Source organism: Actinomyces marseillensis (assembly GCF_900155605.1).
Taxonomy (GTDB): Bacteria; Actinomycetota; Actinomycetes; order Actinomycetales; family Actinomycetaceae; genus Pauljensenia; species Pauljensenia marseillensis.
Map to the genome: position 1 here is coordinate 1389039 of NZ_LT707420.1, position 18158 is coordinate 1407196.

At 55.4% G+C, this 18158-nt stretch carries 17 protein-coding genes and 6 tRNA genes; 19 read left to right on the forward strand and 4 right to left on the reverse strand.

Going from position 1 to position 18158, the window contains the following annotated elements; genetic code table 11:
• Positions 1–45: 45 nt before the first annotated feature.
• Positions 46–1953, forward strand: coding sequence for a 1-deoxy-D-xylulose-5-phosphate synthase (gene dxs / locus BQ8011_RS06125; RefSeq protein WP_072455698.1), 1908 nt, complete (start codon positions 46–48; stop codon positions 1951–1953).
• On the opposite strand, the gene BQ8011_RS06130 is transcribed toward dxs, so the two are convergent.
• Together BQ8011_RS06130 and BQ8011_RS06135 are read right to left on the reverse strand one after the other, a co-directional pair.
• On the reverse strand, positions 1939–3177 hold the full coding sequence (locus BQ8011_RS06130) for an HRDC domain-containing protein (RefSeq protein WP_072455699.1): 1239 nt from the start codon (positions 3175–3177) through the stop codon (positions 1939–1941). The two genes, dxs and BQ8011_RS06130, sit on opposite strands and share 15 nt — an antisense overlap.
• Positions 3178–3180: 3 nt before the next feature.
• Entirely contained in the window at positions 3181–3729 is a 549-nt protein-coding gene (locus tag BQ8011_RS06135; protein WP_072455701.1) for a DUF3000 domain-containing protein, read from the reverse strand.
• A 160-nt stretch (positions 3730–3889) separates the two neighbouring features.
• Here BQ8011_RS06135 and BQ8011_RS06140 point away from each other — a divergent pair.
• The 10 genes from BQ8011_RS06140 (at position 3890) to BQ8011_RS09015 (ending at position 7919) form a co-directional block, all read left to right on the forward strand.
• Positions 3890–3962: transfer RNA gene (locus BQ8011_RS06140), tRNA-Gly, on the forward strand.
• Position 3963: 1 nt separating this feature from the next.
• Positions 3964–4035, forward strand: a tRNA-Val gene (locus BQ8011_RS06145).
• A gap of 49 nt (positions 4036–4084) precedes the next feature.
• Positions 4085–4157, forward strand: a tRNA-Gly gene (locus BQ8011_RS06150).
• A 38-nt stretch (positions 4158–4195) separates the two neighbouring features.
• A tRNA-Cys gene (locus tag BQ8011_RS06155) sits at positions 4196–4266 on the forward strand.
• A 1-nt stretch (position 4267) separates the two neighbouring features.
• A tRNA-Val gene (locus tag BQ8011_RS06160) sits at positions 4268–4339 on the forward strand.
• Positions 4340–4437: 98 nt separating this feature from the next.
• A tRNA-Leu gene (locus BQ8011_RS06165) sits at positions 4438–4524 on the forward strand.
• 170 nt (positions 4525–4694) lie between these two features.
• A complete protein-coding gene (locus BQ8011_RS06170) occupies positions 4695–5399 on the forward strand; it encodes a DsbA family oxidoreductase (protein ID WP_072455703.1) in 705 nt (234 codons plus the stop codon).
• Complete coding sequence (locus tag BQ8011_RS06175) at positions 5399–6421, forward strand: GNAT family N-acetyltransferase (RefSeq protein ID WP_072455705.1); 1023 nt, start codon at positions 5399–5401, stop codon at positions 6419–6421. The genes BQ8011_RS06170 and BQ8011_RS06175 overlap by 1 nt, the downstream gene beginning before the upstream one ends.
• A gap of 74 nt (positions 6422–6495) precedes the next feature.
• Positions 6496–7593: an FAD-dependent oxidoreductase gene (locus BQ8011_RS06180; RefSeq protein ID WP_072455707.1), complete on the forward strand. Its 1098-nt coding sequence runs from the start codon at positions 6496–6498 to the stop codon at positions 7591–7593.
• A gap of 23 nt (positions 7594–7616) precedes the next feature.
• Entirely contained in the window at positions 7617–7919 is a 303-nt protein-coding gene (locus tag BQ8011_RS09015; RefSeq protein WP_072455709.1) for a DNA primase, read from the forward strand.
• A 65-nt stretch (positions 7920–7984) separates the two neighbouring features.
• Here the strand turns inward: BQ8011_RS09015 and BQ8011_RS06190 are convergent, their stop codons facing one another.
• Positions 7985–8902 carry an aldo/keto reductase gene (locus BQ8011_RS06190; protein ID WP_072455711.1) on the reverse strand — a complete coding sequence of 306 codons (918 nt, stop codon included), beginning with the start codon at positions 8900–8902 and terminating at the stop codon, positions 7985–7987.
• Positions 8903–8988: 86 nt separating this feature from the next.
• On the opposite strand from BQ8011_RS06190, the gene BQ8011_RS06195 reads away from it, so the two are divergent.
• Together BQ8011_RS06195 and BQ8011_RS06200 are read left to right on the forward strand one after the other, a co-directional pair.
• Positions 8989–9846, forward strand: coding sequence for an undecaprenyl-diphosphate phosphatase (locus BQ8011_RS06195; protein ID WP_072455713.1), 858 nt, complete (start codon positions 8989–8991; stop codon positions 9844–9846).
• Positions 9847–9873: 27 nt separating this feature from the next.
• A complete protein-coding gene (locus BQ8011_RS06200; protein ID WP_072455715.1) occupies positions 9874–10563 on the forward strand; it encodes an HAD family hydrolase in 690 nt (229 codons plus the stop codon).
• On the opposite strand, the gene BQ8011_RS06205 is transcribed toward BQ8011_RS06200, so the two are convergent.
• A complete protein-coding gene (locus BQ8011_RS06205; protein ID WP_072455717.1) occupies positions 10560–11399 on the reverse strand; it encodes a RecB family exonuclease in 840 nt (279 codons plus the stop codon). The genes BQ8011_RS06200 and BQ8011_RS06205 overlap by 4 nt on opposite strands.
• A gap of 81 nt (positions 11400–11480) precedes the next feature.
• Between BQ8011_RS06205 and BQ8011_RS06210 the strand changes: the two genes are divergently transcribed.
• The 6 genes from BQ8011_RS06210 to BQ8011_RS06235 are packed head-to-tail and all read left to right on the forward strand — an operon-like array spanning position 11481 to position 18157.
• Positions 11481–12515: a tRNA (adenine-N1)-methyltransferase gene (locus BQ8011_RS06210; protein WP_072455719.1), complete on the forward strand. Its 1035-nt coding sequence runs from the start codon at positions 11481–11483 to the stop codon at positions 12513–12515.
• Positions 12505–14019, forward strand: a complete 1515-nt coding sequence (gene arc, locus BQ8011_RS06215; RefSeq protein WP_072455721.1) for a proteasome ATPase — start codon at positions 12505–12507, stop codon at positions 14017–14019. Before BQ8011_RS06210 ends, arc begins: the two co-directional genes overlap by 11 nt.
• A complete protein-coding gene (gene dop, locus BQ8011_RS06220) occupies positions 14016–15584 on the forward strand; it encodes a depupylase/deamidase Dop (RefSeq protein WP_072455723.1) in 1569 nt (522 codons plus the stop codon). Before arc ends, dop begins: the two co-directional genes overlap by 4 nt.
• Complete coding sequence (locus tag BQ8011_RS06225) at positions 15581–15766, forward strand: ubiquitin-like protein Pup (protein WP_072455725.1); 186 nt, start codon at positions 15581–15583, stop codon at positions 15764–15766. Before dop ends, BQ8011_RS06225 begins: the two co-directional genes overlap by 4 nt.
• 1 nt (position 15767) lies before the next feature.
• On the forward strand, positions 15768–17168 hold the full coding sequence (locus BQ8011_RS06230; protein ID WP_072455727.1) for a proteasome accessory factor PafA2 family protein: 1401 nt from the start codon (positions 15768–15770) through the stop codon (positions 17166–17168).
• Positions 17169–17185: 17 nt separating this feature from the next.
• The gene (locus BQ8011_RS06235; protein ID WP_234952150.1) at positions 17186–18157 is read left to right on the forward strand and encodes an FKBP-type peptidyl-prolyl cis-trans isomerase; all 972 of its coding nucleotides are present in this window, start codon (positions 17186–17188) and stop codon (positions 18155–18157) included.
• Position 18158: the final 1 nt, after the last annotated feature.

Here is an 18158-nt window from a genome sequence, read left to right on the forward strand (position 1 = left end):
TTGCTCTTTGAGCCTCATCGCATCCTTGACACTAGAATCGTTCCCATGACGCAATCCGAGAATCAAGCTTCATTGCTGAGCACTATTGATTCACCCCGCGATCTTAGGCGGATGCCTGCCGCGCGATTAGATTCTCTTGCTGAAGAGATTCGGACGAAACTGATCGATGACGTCTCGAAAACTGGCGGGCACCTTGGACCGAACCTTGGCGTTGTTGAACTCACCATTGCGCTTCATCGAGTCTTCCGCTCTCCTTCTGACACAATCGTTTTCGATACCGGACACCAGACCTACGTCCATAAGCTGCTCACTGGTCGCCAGGATTTTTCACAGCTACGCCAAGAAGGTGGCATTTCGGGATACCCCAGTCGCAAAGAATCCATCCACGATGTCGTAGAGAATTCTCACGCGTCCTCATCCCTATCGTGGGTCGATGGAATCTCGCGCGAGAAGGCGCGAAGGGGGGACCCCACCTGGACTATTGGGGTCATTGGCGATGGCGCATTGACCGGCGGAATGGCGTGGGAGGCGCTCAATAACATTGCGTCGGATCCCAAGCGGCGTGCCATTATCGTCGTCAACGATAATGGCCGCTCCTATGCGCCTACGATCGGCGCTTTTGCACGCCATCTCGATCTTCTGCGTTCATCGCAGAACTATGAGAAAGCACTGTCTTGGGGCAAACGGACTCTCATGAATTTCGGTGAGCCAGGACGAGCAACTTACGGCGCGTTGCATGGCCTGAAAACAGGGCTTAAAGACACCCTCATCCCGCAGGCAATGTTTGAAGACCTTGGCCTGAAATACCTCGGACCCGTTAACGGGCACGATATCGCTGCTATGGAAGAGATCTTCAATCGTGCCCGCGAGCTTCACGAACCTGTACTCATCCATGTGATGACACAAAAGGGACGCGGCTACACCCCAGCCGAAGAAGACATCGCGGACCGTTTCCATGCCGTGGGAAGGATCCACCCGGAAACGGGGCTTCCCATTGCTCCGGCCCGCTTCGCCTGGACCAGTGTTTTCGCCGATGAAATTCGGAAACTCGCTCATGAACGCGATGACATCGTTGGCGTTACCGCGGCGATGATGCTTCCTGTAGGCCTAGGGCCTTTCAAGGATGATTATCCCGATCGCGTCGTCGATGTGGGTATCGCAGAGCAGCACGCAGTTGCTGCTGCAGCTGGAATGGCGTTTGCCGGAGCCCACCCGGTTTTTGCGGTCTATGCGACTTTCCTTAACCGCGCTTTCGATCAGATTCTCATGGACGTCGGACTCCATCACTGCGGTGTTACTTTCGTGCTTGATCGCGCCGGAATTACCGGCGATGACGGAGCCTCACATAATGGTATGTGGGATATTTCCATGCTGAATTCTGTGCCCGGTTTGCGTCTGGCTGCGCCGCGTGACGAAGCCACCTTACGTGAAGAACTTCGCGAGGCCGTTGCTGTCGGTGATGCTCCGACCGTCTTGCGCTATCCCAAGGGAGCTTTGAACGATCCGATCGTCCACCTGCGTCGTGAAGGCGGGTGCGATGTCCTTAAGGACTGGGATGAGAAGAGCGCACTGCCTCGGGTGTGCATTGTTGCCCTCGGATCAATGGTTCCAGCTGCGCTTGAAAGTGCAGCGCTTCTTGAAGACGAAGGCAAAGCCACCGTTCGAGTGGTTGATCCTCGGTGGGCGCTTCCCGTTCCCGAAGCTCTTGTTTCCTTGGCTGAAGGCGCAGATCTTGTCTTAAGTGTCGAGGATGGGCTCGTGGATGGGGGATTCGGTTGGTCTCTGCGCGACCTTTTGAGCGCTCGCGATGAAACTCTGAATGTTCGCGTTATCAGCGCTGGGATTCCAAAGAAATTCCTTGATCAGGCAAGTCGCGTCAGCATCGTGTCTGCCTTGAATCTGGATGCTGAAGGACTCGCAGCCACGCTCAGACGCGAACTAGCCCGCAAGTAGCCGATGAAGATCGGGCGCGACGATGGCGACTTGCCATGGGCGCGCACCGTGAGCCGTAAGATATTCATCAACAGGCCCAATCGGCTCATCTTGCGAGTAATCCCAGGCGAGTGCTCGCTGGATACGTGGTTCTAGCACGATCTCCGGGCTGATTTCGAGGTATTCAGACTGCTGTGCGACGGTGGCGCGCACCTGGAGAAGCAAATCGTGAGCTTCTGCGCGCAGGCGCTGCCAGTGACGAACGCTGGGGGTGTGTTCATCGTCCTCTTTACGGTGACGAGGCGGGAGCTGGTTTTCGGGAAGAACGAGTGCCCTTCCGACGGCGGCAAGAAAACGATCGGCGTAACGGCGGGTTTGTGGTGAACGAAACTCCGCGATCGAGAGCAAGTTGTGGCGGGTTCGAGGCGGGCGTTGGGCAGCGTGAATGATTCCACTATTGCGAACCAAACGTCCTGGCGCCAAGTCGATTTCCTGGGCAATAGCATCGCGCTCAAACCAAAGTTCTCGTGCAATAGCGAGAGCTCTCTTGGAAGTGAGTTTGCCGATGCCGGGAATTGATCGCCAACGGTCTTTCTTCGGTTTGGGAGGTGCGGCCTCGGCAATGTGAGAAAACTCCTGCTGGGCCCATGAAAGACGCCCGAGAGCCTCTAGACGCAGCTCGAGCGCGTCCTTTAAGGCCGTCAGAAGCTCGACATCGAGGACCGCATAGCGGAGCCAGTCTTTGGGAAGTGGCCGCACGGACCAATTTGCGGCTTGATGGTCCTTGAGTAAAGCGAGCCCAAGAAGTTGCTCGCATACTGCAGAGAGGCCGAAGTGCGTGAGGCCGACTAAACGAGAAGCGATCTGGGTGTCAAAGAGCTCCGGAATGCGCAGGCCAAGTTCACGCAGATTTGGTAGATCCTGCGAGGCATCGTGAAGAATCCAGGGGGCATTAATAAAAGGCTGAAGAATCGTTAGATCACTGAGTTCAGCCGTATCGATCAAGAAGGACCCGACGTCCTCGCGGCGTAGCTGGAGAAGATAGGGGGAGGAACCGTAGCGGAAGCCTTGGGCTCGCTCGACGTCGACAGCCAGAGGCATTGCTGAGCGCCCCAACTTTTCTGCCGCTTCCTTGAGCGCGTCGATGGTCGAGATGACCTCGGGGATTCCGTCTCGAGGGTAGGCAATAAGTTGTGGATCTTCGGTGTCGCCCTGGAGAATTCCGTACGGGTTGTCGACTAGCACAACTTAAGCCCTCTCAAGAAAACGTTGGTTTTCGACGCCAGCAATACGACACATGAGGTCCTGCCACGCTAAGAGGTGCTCACCAATCCACGGCGTATTGGGAGTGAGAGAAGTGCGGATTTCTACAGCCAAAGTCGACCCCATCAAAATCAGACCGCCGAAGGATTCACTCACTTCCTTGCTGACAGTTCCGGTTAAGTCGTGGAAACCGGCGCCGCGCTCCTCAAGGCAATCGTGGGTCCAATTCCACAAAGCTTCGGACAGGAGGGGATCCGAACTCATATCAGCATCGATCTGGGCTCGAAGCTGAGTGACGAGGCGAAATGGGCCATTCCATCCCATTTGTCCGTTTGGGTCGTGTAAAACAATGAAACGCCCAAAAGCGAGCGCTTCATCGTGTGCCATTTGAGTGGTTCGAAGGGCAAGCGCAGCGGTGAAAGGAGCAAGTGCCCGGGGTGCGGGAACTTCCTCGATTTCGACGTGAGGATGCACCGCGCCGCGCAATGACATGAGTGCGGTTCGGAAATCCTCTGGTGGTGCCACTTCGATCACGTCTTTGACTCTATGAGGGAGTGTCGAAGTGGGGGTGGAGGCGCGCCGCCACAATAAAAAACGCGGGGTGTGAGCGGGGACACTCACTCATGATTTGTGTTCCGGGGCCAAACCCTGTTAGGCTTCCATCCGTTGCAAAACCGTTTCGATGGTTTTAAACGCGGATGTGGCTCAGTTGGTAGAGCATCACCTTGCCAAGGTGAGGGTCGCGGGTTCGAGTCCCGTCATCCGCTCGGGCGATTGGCGCAGTGGTAGCGCGCTTCCCTGACACGGAAGAGGTCACTGGTTCGAACCCAGTATCGCCCACTGTCGTTATCTAACGACGGACAAGGCCCCAGTCTGATAGAGACTGAGTGCGGATGTGGCTCAGTTGGTAGAGCATCACCTTGCCAAGGTGAGGGTCGCGGGTTCGAGTCCCGTCATCCGCTCTGACCTTCCGAAAATCCTTGTGGTTGAGGTTGGATAGGGTGGGTTGGCCGAGAGGCGAGGCAGCGGCCTGCAAAGCCGTATACACCGGTTCGAATCCGGTACCCACCTCGGGCGATTGGCGCAGGGGTAGCGCGCTTCCTTCACACGGAAGAGGTCACTGGTTCGATCCCAGTATCGCCCACGGAAAATTTGAAACGCTCGCGCGAATCTCGATTTGTGACTGACGCTCGTGCGTGTTAAAGTTTCCAAGCCGCAAAGCTTTAGCTTTGTGAGTCACCTGCGCGGGTGGCGGAATAGGCAGACGCGCTAGCTTGAGGTGCTAGTCCTCATTTTACGAGGGTGGGGGTTCAAGTCCCCCTCCGCGCACAAGTGCCCGGGGATCGAAAGATCCCCGGGTTTTCTTTTATATTCCGCGCATCACTGTTGGATGAAAACGCGCCGTGCGCGCTTTAAGGCGCGTTTTGCGGTGGTAACTCTTCAGGGGCACACGTACCCTTTTGGGTAGGACGATTGATACCGTTTTTCAAGGAGAATGCATGCATATCGACGTGTGGGCAGATTTTGCGTGCCCCTGGTCTTACCTCGGTATCCATCATCTGCGTGATGCTCTGACGCGTTTCGACCATCGTGATCAGGTTGAGGTTCGTTTCCATGCCTATTTGCTGGATCCTGAGCAATCGAGTGTCCTTGAAATGTCTCAGGCCGAATTCCTCGTTCATACCCATCCCGGCATGAGTCTGGACGAGGCCAACGAGGCACTTGAGCGAGTGAGTGAGCTTTCACGCGCGGATGGAATTTCCCTGGACTTTGAATCCTTGGTTGTTGCACCGACCTCGTTTGCCCATAAGGCTATGGCTGCAGCTCGAGAAATGGACGGGCGCTCTGGAATCACGACGGGCGCAGGGACCTATCAATTTACCTATGCCGAGGCCCTGTTCCGCGCCCGCTTCGAAGTTGGCTTAAACCTTGCCGACCCCGACGTGTTGATCGGGTGCGCGCAGGACGTACGAATCCCCGAAGCGCTGATTGTTGACGCTCTCAGCGACCCTGTGGCCTCATCCGAAGTGTTTTCGGATTACCAAATTGCCATTCAGATGGGGATTGACTCAATACCGACCTATCTTTTTGATCGGCGTTTCGTTGTTCAAGGTCTACAGAGCGTCGAGGCGACGACGCGTATTTTGGAAAGTGCGTGGAGCCAATCATTGGGTTCCACAGATACGACGGAGGAAACACACTGATGGAACCCTTTGACGTTCACGGTGAAAATATTGTTTTAGTCCCGATGTCTGCGAACGACGCGGTAGATCTTACTGACGCACTGCAGGATCCGATTTTCCACGAAACAACCTCGATTCCTCATCCTTACACTCTGTCCATGGCTGAAGAGAATCTTGCAAAGGTGCCTTCGAAGTGGGAGCAGGGGAGTGCGGATTGGGCGATCCGCAGTGCCCATGATGGACGTTTCCTTGGCCGCTTCGAACTTATTCGAAATGCTCACTTTTCTGACCGTTATGAAGTCTCGTATTTCGTGTGCCACAGCGAATGGGGACAGGGCATTGCAACCGAAGCGGTCGCTTGTGCCCTCGATGCTGCTTTTGGAACCTTGGGCGCTTCCAGAGTTGAGTGGGCGGCGCATGTAGGAAATTGGGGTTCGTGGAAAGCAGTGTGGAAGAACGGTTTCCGCAAGGAAGGCATTGTGCGTCTTCCCGGTTACGAGGCCTGGGTGGGTGGCATCCTTTCTACTGACCCGCGTACTCCCGCCACTGCCTGGGACGGGCCTAGCGCTGGGACACCCGAAGTTTTGGACTCATCGCGTCCGCAAGCTCTTGTTCAGCAGTTCCACAGCACCTACTTCATGCCTGATCGCGTGCGAGACGGTCAGGAACCAACCCTTGATTATGAGCGTCTCCACATGCGCGTGAGCTTGATTCGCGAAGAGTTCGCTGAACTCCTGGGCGCGGTTTACGGAAAGGAAGCTCGCGCAATCGTTGAAGAAGCGACGCAGCGCGCGACCGCTGCCGACGATGGGACGCGCGACATTATTGAGACAGCGGATGCTCTAGGGGATTTGGTCTATGTCATCTACGGCATGGCCCTCGAGTCGGGCATTGACTTGAATCGTGTCCTCGCTGAAATTCAGGCATCCAATTTGTCGAAACTGATGCCGGATGGAAGTGTCAAGCTCCGCGAGGATGGCAAGGTTTTGAAGGGCCCGAACTTCTTCACTCCGAATATCGCACGAGCCCTCGGTCAGCAATAACACACTTTTTGCGCTCGTCGCGCAGAAAGTTTTCGGGGACAATGAAGGGGAGCGAACGAGTAAAGGAGAGCGCTGTGGCCCGAGTCGTCGTTGTCGGTGGCGGATACGGTGGTGTCACCGTCGCCAAGGGACTTGATCCTTTGGCTGAAGTCATCTTGGTTGAACAAAAGGATCAATTCGTTCATCACGCTGCGGCTTTGCGTGCAGCTGTTGACGAGGCGTGGCAGCACTCGATCTTCATGCCCTACACAAACCTTCTGACCAATGGCCGGGTTGTGCACGGAACCGTTTCGCGGGTTGAAGGCACTCGTGTTCATATTTTTGGACAGGATCCCATTGATGCGGACTACGTCGTGCTCGCAACTGGCTCGACCTATCCTTTTCCTGCGAAGTACACGGCTTCCCGGTCTGACGTTGCAAAAGCTCGTTTGAGTCAGCTTTCCGCTTATCTCCATGGTGCGCGCTCTGTGTTATTGGTCGGCGGCGGAACCGTTGGTATTGAATTTGCTGGCGAACTGCGTCATGCGTTCCCAGACATTGACATCACTTTGGTTGAGAAGAGCCCGGAAATCCTGCCGACCTACGGCTTCTCTGAGGCTCTGCGCGACCAGGTACGTGAGCAGCTGGCTGAATTGAACATTCGCCTTTTTGAAGGTTCAGAGCTTGCCTACCTTCCGCCGTTTAACGTCGGTGAACTCGGCCACTTCAACGTCGAAACCAAGGACGGTCATAGCATCGAAGCAGATATCTGGTTCCAGTGCTATGGATCGCGTCCAAATTCCGGCTACGTCATCGGCACCTCCTTGGAATCTGCATTGCGTCCCGATGGGGCTCTGAGGGTTGAATCGACGTTGCTTGTGTCTGGACAAGAACGTGTCTATGCAGTCGGCGACCTGACCGATGTCCGCGAGTCGAAGCGTGCGGATGCCGCACGTGCTCAGGCGCGCGTGGTTATTGCAAATATCTCTGCACAGCTCGCTGGAAAGACTCCCGAAGTCCAATATGTTCCCAGTGATGAATGGGTAATCTTGCCACTGGGGCCTGAGCACGGCGTCTCCCAGCTTCTTGATAGCGAGGGAAATGCTCGTATTCTAGGTGCGGATCAAACTGCCGAGATTAAGGGCGCTGACCTCATGGTTTCGGGCATTCGTTCTCAACTGAACTTACCCTAGAGTTTCATGTAGAATATGTGACCATGACCACGAATCCGCGCCTCGTTCTTGATCAATTGATCGCAGCCTTCGAAAACCACTATGAAGTTACGTCTTCAGACCAGGTTGACGAGCAGGCACTCCTTGACGCTGAAGAGGCACTTCGTGACGCCTTCTTCACCTACGACGACGTACTTTTCACGCAGTATGAAGTCGAACTTCCTTTCGATCTCATTGTCTCTGACGATGATGAAGACGGCGAAGAGGACGACGATTTCATCGATCTGGAAGACGAAGAGGACGACGACGATTTCATCGATCTGGAAGACGAAGAGGACGACGACTGAGATTGTCGCCTAAAGGTCACGTACATCAATGAGTGTGGGGCAGCCTTCGGGCTGGCCCACACTGCTTATTTATCTGCTAGCTCGTTGAGGACGCTGCGGATAGGCGAAGGTAGTTCAAGCTGTCCAGCAAGAAGCTGCTCGAGCTGTTTGAGGTTCCTCGGTCCGATAATCGTACTCGTCACACCGGGAGTGTCGCGCACCCAAGCAAGCGCAATATCTGCGATTGATGACTCCAGCCCCTGCGCGGCCTGAGAGAGGGCCTCGACAATGGGATCGCTGGAATCAAGGTAAGGCGCAACAGTGTGACGCAAGTGCGTGGAGGCTGCGCGTGAGTCCGGGGGAGTGGCGTGGCGGTACTTTCCTGTTAGCACGCCTCCAGCAAGTGGCGAGTGCGCAAGAAAACCAAAATTCTTGTCTCGGGCACGATCAAGGAGGGGAGAAGGACACACAAGCGAGAACTCTTCTTCGACAGCGGTCAAGGGAAGAATTTCAGACTTTGCCCAGGCAAGTGCGCAATCCCAAGTATCACGGTGACTCAACCCCACGTAGTGCGCGCGGCCGCTGGAATACGCCCACTGAAGTGCCAACAGTGTTTCTTCCAATGGGACGGATGCACGTGAAGGCGTTGCAAGCCAGAGATCAACGTAATCGGTGTCAAGAATCGCCAGTGTTGTGTCCAGGCAACGCAACATATCTCCGCGGGAGGCCGAAACTTCGTTAGAACCTTGCGAAAAGCGCATTGCTCCTCGCAAGGCGATAACAATGCGATGACGTCCGACTTGTTTGAGCGCCTGTGAAAGGACACTGAGCGCGCGTCCGCTGCCGTGGAGAGGACTAATTTCGACGAGGCTTCCACCCGCGTCGACGAAGGCAGCCAACATTGCACAGGCCTGCTCTTCGGCGGTATCGCGCCCCCACGTCAATGTTCCAAGTCCAAGACTCGATACGGCGAGGCCGTGTTTTCCGCAGTGTCGAATATCCATGTCACTAGAGTAGAACGCCAGCTCTATGACGGCCTACACATGCGCAAATTTCGCTTTGACGGGGCCCTGGGCCCTACAGTGGATGTATGAGCTGGCTTGATGCAATCATTCTCGGGCTTGTCCAAGGTCTGACAGAATTTCTTCCAATTTCTTCTTCGGCGCACATTCGAATTGTTGGAGAACTCATGGGATCGTCAGATCCAGGGGCTGCCTTCACGGCAATTACGCAGATTGGGACAGAACTCGCTGTCCTCATCGTCTTTTGGAAAGACATCGTGCGGATTCTTCGAGCGTGGTTCCGCTCATTGCCGCTCGGCTCTCAAGAGTCACGCGTCCCTTCATCGGATCCTGATGCGCGCATGGGGTGGATGATCATCGTTGGTTCCCTCCCCATCGGAATTCTGGGCCTACTCTTCCAAGACGCGATCGACACGACACTGCGTAACTTGTGGATTACCTCTGTGATGCTGATTGTCTTCGGCCTTCTTCTTGGTTTTGTCGACCGTTACGCGCCGGATACGCGTGAGCTGAAATCGATGAGTTGGAAAGACGCAATACTTTATGGTCTTGCACAAGCAATGGCTTTGATCCCCGGAGTGTCCCGTTCGGGGGGAACCATTACCATGGGGCGTTTCCTCGGATATTCCCGCGAAGCTGCAGCTCGCTATTCTTTTCTTCTCGCGATGCCCGCGATTATGGCCTCGGGACTGTATAAAGTTGCCAAGGTCGTAACCGGCGGCGACGCGATTGCGGTTGGCCCGACCGTGCTCGCAACAGTGATTGCTTTCGGGGTTGGAATCGTTGTTATTTTGTGGTTCCTGAAGATCATTTCAACGCGTTCCTACGCGCCTTTTGTGTGGTACCGCATAGCCATTGGTATTCTTGTAGCCCTTGGCCTTGTTACCGGAGTGCTTTCCGCATTGGGGACGGGTGCGGGCGTGTAATCGTTCGAAGGAGAGAGGACCGCACGAATGACACAACCTCAGGCAATTCTTTTCGACATGGATGGAACCATTGTTGATACAGAACCCTTGTGGGAAGCTGCCGAAGCGCGGGCTCTTGCCGAAATGGGCACGAAAATGACCCCAGATATGCGTGCTCAACTTCTAGGGTCAACCTTGCCGCGAATGGTGGCTCTCTTGCGTTCCTTCGCCGCTCATCCCCTTGACGAGGCCGTGGTTGGGGAGCGCGTTGAGCAGGGAGTGATCGATCTCCTTGATGAGGGGCTGCCGTGGAAAGTTGGCCTTCGAGAGCTTCTCGAATGGGCGAATTCCAAGGGAATCCCCACCGCGGTCGTCACCGCAACACGGCGCCACGTTGCTTCTCGCGTGCTTGCCCATGCACCTGCCACCCCTGGGTTTACGACAGCGGTTTATGGTGACGATGTTGCTGAGGGAAAGCCTTCGCCCGAGGGCTACCTTAAGGCCGCGCGTCTTCTTGGGGTTGATATTGCCTCCTGTCTGATCGTTGAGGATTCCCCCGTAGGACTTCAAGCAGCTTCGGCCAGCGGCGGGGTGGCTGTGGCGATCAAAGGCGCGGCGGCAGAAGATTTTGCGAAGAACTACCCGTACATTCGTGAACTGTCAGACCTGAATGAGGAAGTTATTCAGGCGATTATGGCGGGTGAGTGCCCGAACTTTGTCCAGGGGGCACATTCCTAACGGGGAGCAGGTCCTACCGCTAGAAGACGCTGAAGTCCTTCTTGCGGAATCTTGGGGGTTTCTCCGTTAAACAGCGGGCACAACTGTTGAACTCCGCACCAATTACACAGGGGATTCTTGCGAGGCGGGAAGTATTCCTTCACTGCGTCATTCCTGATCTGCTCCCATAGAGCGCCCAGCTGCGCACTCAAGCGATCAATATCTGCCGGGTCCGGATCGAAAGTTAAGACCTTTTGCGAGGCGAGGTAAACGAGCTGGGTACGTTTAGGTAGACGCTCTGTGAGGCTGAGAAGAAGCGCGTAGAAACGCATTTGGAAGAGAGCCTCTTCTTGGAATCGCTCGGAGGGTGCTTTACCGGTCTTGTAATCAATGACGCGTAAGTCACCGTTTGGAGCCCGATCGACGCGGTCGATGTACCCCAAGAGGTGCACGCCATCTTGAGTTGTTCCCTCGACAAGGGCCTCCCTTGAATGAGGTTCAAGTGCGCGAGGTTCCTCGATCTGAAAATAGTTCGAAATCATTGAACGCATACGTGCGTACCAACGTTCAAAATCCGCATGATCCTTAAAAAGACTCATCACCGTGGGATCTTGCTCGAGGGTAGTCTTCCATTCGCGTTCCAAAAGACTGTGAGCGAGTGCTTCATCGCGCTGCATTCGTGGAGCCGCATAGAGGTTTTCGAGCGCGCTGTGCACGGTAGTTCCCAAGAGAGTCGCCTGAGTGGGAGGCTCTTTGACCCGGTCGACAACGTGGAGACGAAACTGAAGCGGGCAGCGCTGATACTCTTTTGCGCGGCTTGCTGACAATGCTGGATGACTCGGACGGGAATTCCTCATGGTCCTACCGTAACGAGTTCCACCTTCTGAGGCGCGCTTTTAACAGGAATTTCATCTTTGGCTCACGGTAGTGTAGAGGCGATGAGTACTCATGAAACTGCACTCCATGGCCTCGGTCAAGAACGCCATCGTGGTCCCCTCCGCGAAGGTGAGAGGGTTCAAATTCGCGATCCCAAGGGACGCCTCCACCAGGTGATTTTGGTTGCGGGTGGTCGCTTCCAATCAAATCGTGGTTTTATCGACCATGATGATCTGATTGGCCGCCCTGATGGCCAAGTGATCACTACTGAGGAAGGACGTCAGTTCCAAATTCTGCGTCCTCTCCAAGCTGACTACGTCATGTCGATGCCCAGAGGCGCAGCTGTGGTTTACCCCAAGGACGCTGGGACGATTGTTCACTACGCGGATATCTTCCCTGGAGCAGTTGTCGTCGAGGCCGGTGCCGGCTCAGGTGCTTTGTCGATGGCCCTCCTCAACGCTGTGGGGGAGAAGGGGACGCTCATTTCTGTTGAGCGCCGCGAAGAATTCGCCGAGATTGCTCGGGACAATGTTGAACTGTGGTTTGGAACGCCACACCCCGCGTGGGATTTACGTGTCGGCGATCTTGCAGAGGAATTACTAGGTTTGCCCGAGGCCAGCGTTGACCGGATTGTCCTCGACATGCTTGCGCCTTGGGAGAACCTTGACGCGGTTGCTCACGCACTTGTTCCCGGTGGAGTTCTCTGCTGCTACATCGCAACCGTTACTCAGATGTCGCGTTTGATTGAAGACCTGCGAGCTACGCAGAACTTTACCGAGCCTCTCGCATGGGAAAGCCTTTCACGTGAGTGGCATGTTGACGGTCTTGCCGTTCGCCCCGAACACCGAATGGTTGCGCACACGGGATTCCTCATGATTTGTCGACGTCTAGCTCCCAATACTCTTCCCCAGGAGCGTTCCACGCGTCCCGCGAAGGCAGCTGAAGGCCTCCAAGGAGCATGGGATGAGGAAGACGAGTGGAGCGAGTCGCGCGTGGGTTTGCGCCTGAGCTCAGATAAGAAGATTCGTAAGGTTCGCCGAGATCTTGAGGCGAAGGCCCGCACATGGGTTGAGGGAAGAGACAGCGATGAGCGCTGAACAGACAGAATTGTCGATTCTCGAACAAAAGAATGCGCACCTAAGCGCAGCACTTACTCAAGTTCGTCAAGAACTCCTTCGCCTCCGTGAGCAACTCAAACATGTGAATCAGCCACCGTTGACCCTTGGGGTTTTTCACCGTGGTGATACGGATGCGCGCAGTGTTGAGGTCTATGTTTCTGGCCGACTGATGCGTCTTGCCGTAGCAACGCAGGTTGATATCACCTCGATCTCTCCGGGCCAGCACGTCCTGATCGACGACAAGATGGTCGTCGTTGGGGTAGGCGAATACTCACGCGTCGGTGAACTTGCGCAGGTCGCCGAGCTGATCGGTACCGATCGTGCGGTTGTCTCAGCGGAGGCTGGTAGCCATCGCATTGTTGAGCTTGCTGGACCTCTTCGCCACGGAACTTTGCGTCCCGGCGAAAGTGTCTTGGTCGATACTCGCACGGCTTTTGCCTATGAGCGCGTCATTCGTCAAGATGTTGAGCAGCTTCTTACTCCTGAAATTCCTCAGGTCACCTTTGATGACATCGGTGGTCTTGATGAACAGATCACAACGATCCGTCAGGCAATCGAGTTGCCGCTTAGGCATCCCGAGCTCTATCGGCAGTATGGCTTGCGCCCAACGAAAGGCATCCTGCTGTATGGCCCTCCTGGCTCCGGTAAAACACTGATTGCGCAAGCGCTTGCGCATTCGCTGCGTGATTTCAGTTCCTCTGGAGAAGGTTATTTCCTCTCGATCAAGGGGCCAGAACTTCTGACCAAGTTTGTCGGCGAAACTGAACGACAGATCCGCGCGATTTTTGCGCGTGCCCGAGTTCTTGCTTCGGCGAAAGTGCCGGTCGTGATCTTTTTCGATGAAATGGAGGCCTTGTTCCGTACGCGTGGAACGGGTATTTCATCCGATGTTGAAACCATGGTCGTCCCGCAGCTTCTTGCCGAAATGGATGGCGTTGAGAGTCTTGATAACGTCGTGATTGTGGGTGCTTCGAACCGTGCAGACATGATCGACCCCGCGGTTTTGCGCCCCGGTCGACTCGATGTTCGTATCCGCATTGATCGACCGGACCAGGCCTCGGCACACGCAATCTTTGTGAAGCACCTTGATGCGTCTGTTCCACTTCAAACGAGGCCAGATGGACTTTCTCATGATGAGATGATCTCACGCGCGGTTGCTCATCTGTATCGGCGTGAAGCTGATACTGCGCTCTTGAGTGCACGCACTCATAGTGGTACTGATCGAACGATTTATCTCGCAGACATCGTTTCAGGTGCCATGATTGCTGGGATTGTCGAACGGGCAAAGAAGTACGCAATTCTGGACGCAATCGAAAACTCCCGAAACGGACTGACGATTGAGCACCTGATGCGTGGCCTCGACGACGAAATCCGAGAATCGATGGAGCTCGCGACCCGTCAGGCGCCGGCGGACTGGGCGCGCACAATTGGCCTCGACCAAGACATCGTTGACATCCGACCGATCAAGAAAGAGGAGGAATGATGTCGGCTCTGGTGATGAGCACAGAAACCGAGTACGGCATCTATTCACCTTCAGATCCTGGAGCTGATCCCGTCGATCTTTCGTGTCGGATCGTTGATGCCTATTCGAAGATTTCGCGTCGCGGGACTCGAAGTGAAGGGAGTGAACCCGTTCGCTGGGATTACACAGCCGAAGACCCGCTCAATGATTTACGTGGAATGCGATTGACTCGCGCGGCTGCTGACCCCTCGATGCTCACTGACGATCCCTACCACCTCGCTCCCTCGGGTGGAAGTGAGACTCTGCCACTGCCTCGGCGATCACAGGGATATTTGCCAGCAGCGGTTTCCTCGGTTCTTACGAATGGAGCACGGCTCTATGTTGACCATGCGCACCCGGAATATTCCGCGCCTGAGACAACTAATGCGCGCGATGGCGTGCTTTGGGATCGAGCCGGGGAAGTCATTGCACGACGAATGATGGCGGTTGCCCGCGAGGCTGGCGAAGACATCGTATTAGTCAAGAACAACACTGATGGCAAGGGTGCAGCATACGGTACTCACGAGAACTATCAGATCAGCCGCACCATCGATTTAGACGATCTTGTACGAGGACTGACCCCCTTCTTCGTCACGCGTCCAGTGATCTGCGGAGCGGGGCGTGTAGGAATCGGACAGCGCAGTGAAGTCGCTGGCTTTCAGATTGCCCAACGCGCCGACTTCGTCGAAAACGAGGTTGGCCTTGAGACGACCTTCAACAGACCGATTATTAATACTCGCGATGAGGCCCACGCCAATCCCGCATATTACAGGCGTCTTCACGTGATCGGTGGAGATGGTAATCAATTCGATTCTTCGATTTTCCTGCGCTTGGGCACTACCGCGCTGGTATTAAAAGCGATCGAGGCGGGCCTGGGGATGGAGTGGGATGCGCTTGCACTCGATGATCCGGTTCAAGAAACATGGAATATCAGTCATGATCCGACCTTGACCTACCAGGCCAGTTGCGTAGGAGGAGCGCGCAGCGCGCTCGATATCCAAAAGATCTATCTTGAGCTCGTTCATGAAAGCCTCACACGCACCGGAGTCGCCTTAAGCGAAGAAGAAGAACTCGTCATGCGCTACTGGGAGGACATTCTCAGCCGTATGTCGAGTGATCTCTTCAGTGTCGCAACGGAAGTCGAATGGGTGGGTAAGTACCAACTTTTCGATCGTCAGCGTGCGCGTTTGGGCACTTCTTGGGATGACCCGAGGCTTGCTGCAATGGACCTGCAGTGGGCGGATTTGCGTGAGGACCGTTCCTTGGTTGTCGCGCTGGAGCGGGCAGGCCGTGTCAAGCGGATGTTCACTGCCGAACAGGTTGAACATGCAGCCGATTGGGCTCCTGAAAACACCCGGGCGTACCTACGCGGGTATGCTGTAAGAAATCTTCCCGCACTTGCTGCGGCCTCGTGGACTTCACTATGTGAACGCCGGGGCGATCACATGATTCGTAGGCCGCTCGTCGAAGCGGCCGGTATCGATGCCACACTTTTGGCTGATCTTGAGCGCGGTACACTGATCCGTGCAGAAGAGGAGGAAAGATGAGTCTTTCACAGTTATTTGCTGGCGGTAGCGGGCACGAAGATGACGAGGCCGCGGGCCAGGTCCACGCCTCGTCTTCCGCGCAGACTGATTCTCTCGACGCACTGCTTGATGAGATTGATACCGTTCTTGAAACCAATGCGGAATCATTCGTTCAGGGATTTGTCCAAAAGGGAGGACAGTGAGGTGAGGCGCCGAGTCGTCGGCATCGAGACCGAGTATGGGCTAACCTGCGCGACGCGTTCAGGTGCACCTCCGATTCATGATGCTGATGCTGCCGCACGTTTATTGTTCGCGCCACTCGCCCTAAGTGGTCGCGCTCCCAATGTCTACCTGCGAAATGGTGGGCGTCTTTACCTTGATGTGGGAGCTCACCCCGAGTACGCGACTGCCGAATGCGACTCTTTTGAAGACCTTCTTGCCCAGCACCGCTGCGGTGATGAGTTACTCAACCAACTCAATGATCGAACCCGTGCAGAACTTGAGGGATTAGCAGATCCCGAAAGGATCTACTTGTTCCGGAACAATGTGGACTCTGCAGGGAACAGCTTCGGCTGCCATGAAAATTATCTTCTTCACCGTCGTCGCGACTTCCGGCAAGTCGCTCAAGGCCTGGTTGCCTTCTTTGTCACGCGATTGGTACTTGTTGGTGCGGGGCACCTGAGGCGTTCGGGGAACAAACTTAGCTATTGTTTTTCACAGCGCGCAGAGCAGATGTGGGAGGCCGTCTCCTCAGCGACCACGCGAACTCGTCCAATCATCAATACGCGTGACGAGCCTTTGGCCGACGCGGGCCAATACCGTAGACTCCACGTCATCAGCGGTGACACGAATGTGTGCGAGGCGACGACATTCCTCAAAGTGGGAATGACTTCTTTGGTCTTAGATGCCGTCGAAGACGGGATGAATCTGTCAGATCTTGAATTGGCCGATCCCATGCTGGCAATTCGTCAGGTTAATCAAGACCTGTCGGCTCAAGTGAAGATTCCGATGGCACATGGTGGGGAGCTTTCTGCCCTCGACATCCAAGAGCGGATTCTTCAACGCGTGGTCGATGTACTGGGAATTGATTTGGGCGATTCTTCATGCGACGCTTCGACTCGCCAAGTTATTGATCTGTGGCGACGAGCACTTGCGGCCCTACGCAGTGGTGACTGGTCGTCTGTTGATCGCGAACTCGATTTCGCCATTAAGTTCCGTTTGATCCAGGAGTATCTCAAGCGTAAACAGACCACGCTTGATGATCCGCGAGTTGCACGTTTGCTGTTGTCCTATCACGACATTGGTCCCAACGGGCTTCGTCGCGGATTGGAAAGTAGCGGTCTCATGCGACGCCTCACAACCGAGGAACAAGTGCAACAAGCCTGCATTCAGGCGCCGCAATCAACGCGCGCGCATCTTCGTTCTTCGATCATTAATGCTGCAGAAACTGCTGGCATTGAATTGGCAATTGACTGGGTGCGCGCTTCGCGAATTGATGATCCCAGTCGCTACGTTCTGATGAATGATCCTTTCGCGACCGAATCTGAATCCGTTGATCAGTTCATCTCAGGGTTGCGCGCTCGAGACGAATTCCTTCCAGCATGAGTGAACACGCTCAGAGTTTGAGTTCTCGACGTCAGCGTATGCGCGGTGCCCGTCGACAGTCGCAGCGCCCGAGGCGACGCTGGGTCTTTGCGCTTATTGCGCTATTAGTTGTGTGCGCAGTAATTGCTTCTTCTGTGTGGTTTGTCGTGCATAGGAATGCTAGCTCCGTCTCGGGCGATGCCCCTCGTTCTGTTCTAGCCTCAGTTGAGGTCTCCGGACGTGTTGGTGCGACGCCCACGGTCAAGTTGAGTGAACCGCTTCAAATTGTCAGCACAAAACATGCGATTATTTCGCAGGGCGAAGGTCGTGCGATTACCGCCGGTTCCCCGGTTCTTTTATCCGTCACTGTCTTCGATGCGCGCACGGGTGAGCTGCTTTCCCCCAATGGACGCCCACGCCTCGTCGTCGGCCGGGCTGACAATGACTCGCTGGGGGCGGACCTGGCCCGCGAAGTGACGGGACGAAGCGAGGGAAGCCGTCTCCTCATTGCTCGCCCTCTTTCGAATGCTCCGGCCTCGAACGTATCCGCAACTCCCACGACGCGTCTAAACACCGGCGAAGTCGTCGTCATCGATATCTTGCCGACCCTGGCCTCGGGGCAAGCCTCCGCGCAAGTTAATGGAAGCGGTCCGCTTGAAGTTACGATGCGCGATGAAGGCCCTGTCATCACTCATGGTGATCAGCTTCCTTCAGGCCCAACTGTCCAGCCGCTACTCACTGGTTCGGGCGGTCAGGTGCGCGCCGATGATGACATTGTCGTTCAGTATTTCGTCAGCGGGTGGAGCGATGGGATTGAACGCGAATCTACCTGGCGAACGGGTGTTCCTGAACGCGTCCGGCTCAGCGAACTTATGCCGGGTCTTCGGCCCCTTCTTATCGACCAAAAAGTCGGTTCACGTCTAGCGATCACTCTTCCGCCTGATCAAGCAACCGGTGACGATACTTTGTGCATCATCATCGATATCCTGGCGACGGCTCCGGCCTCATAGT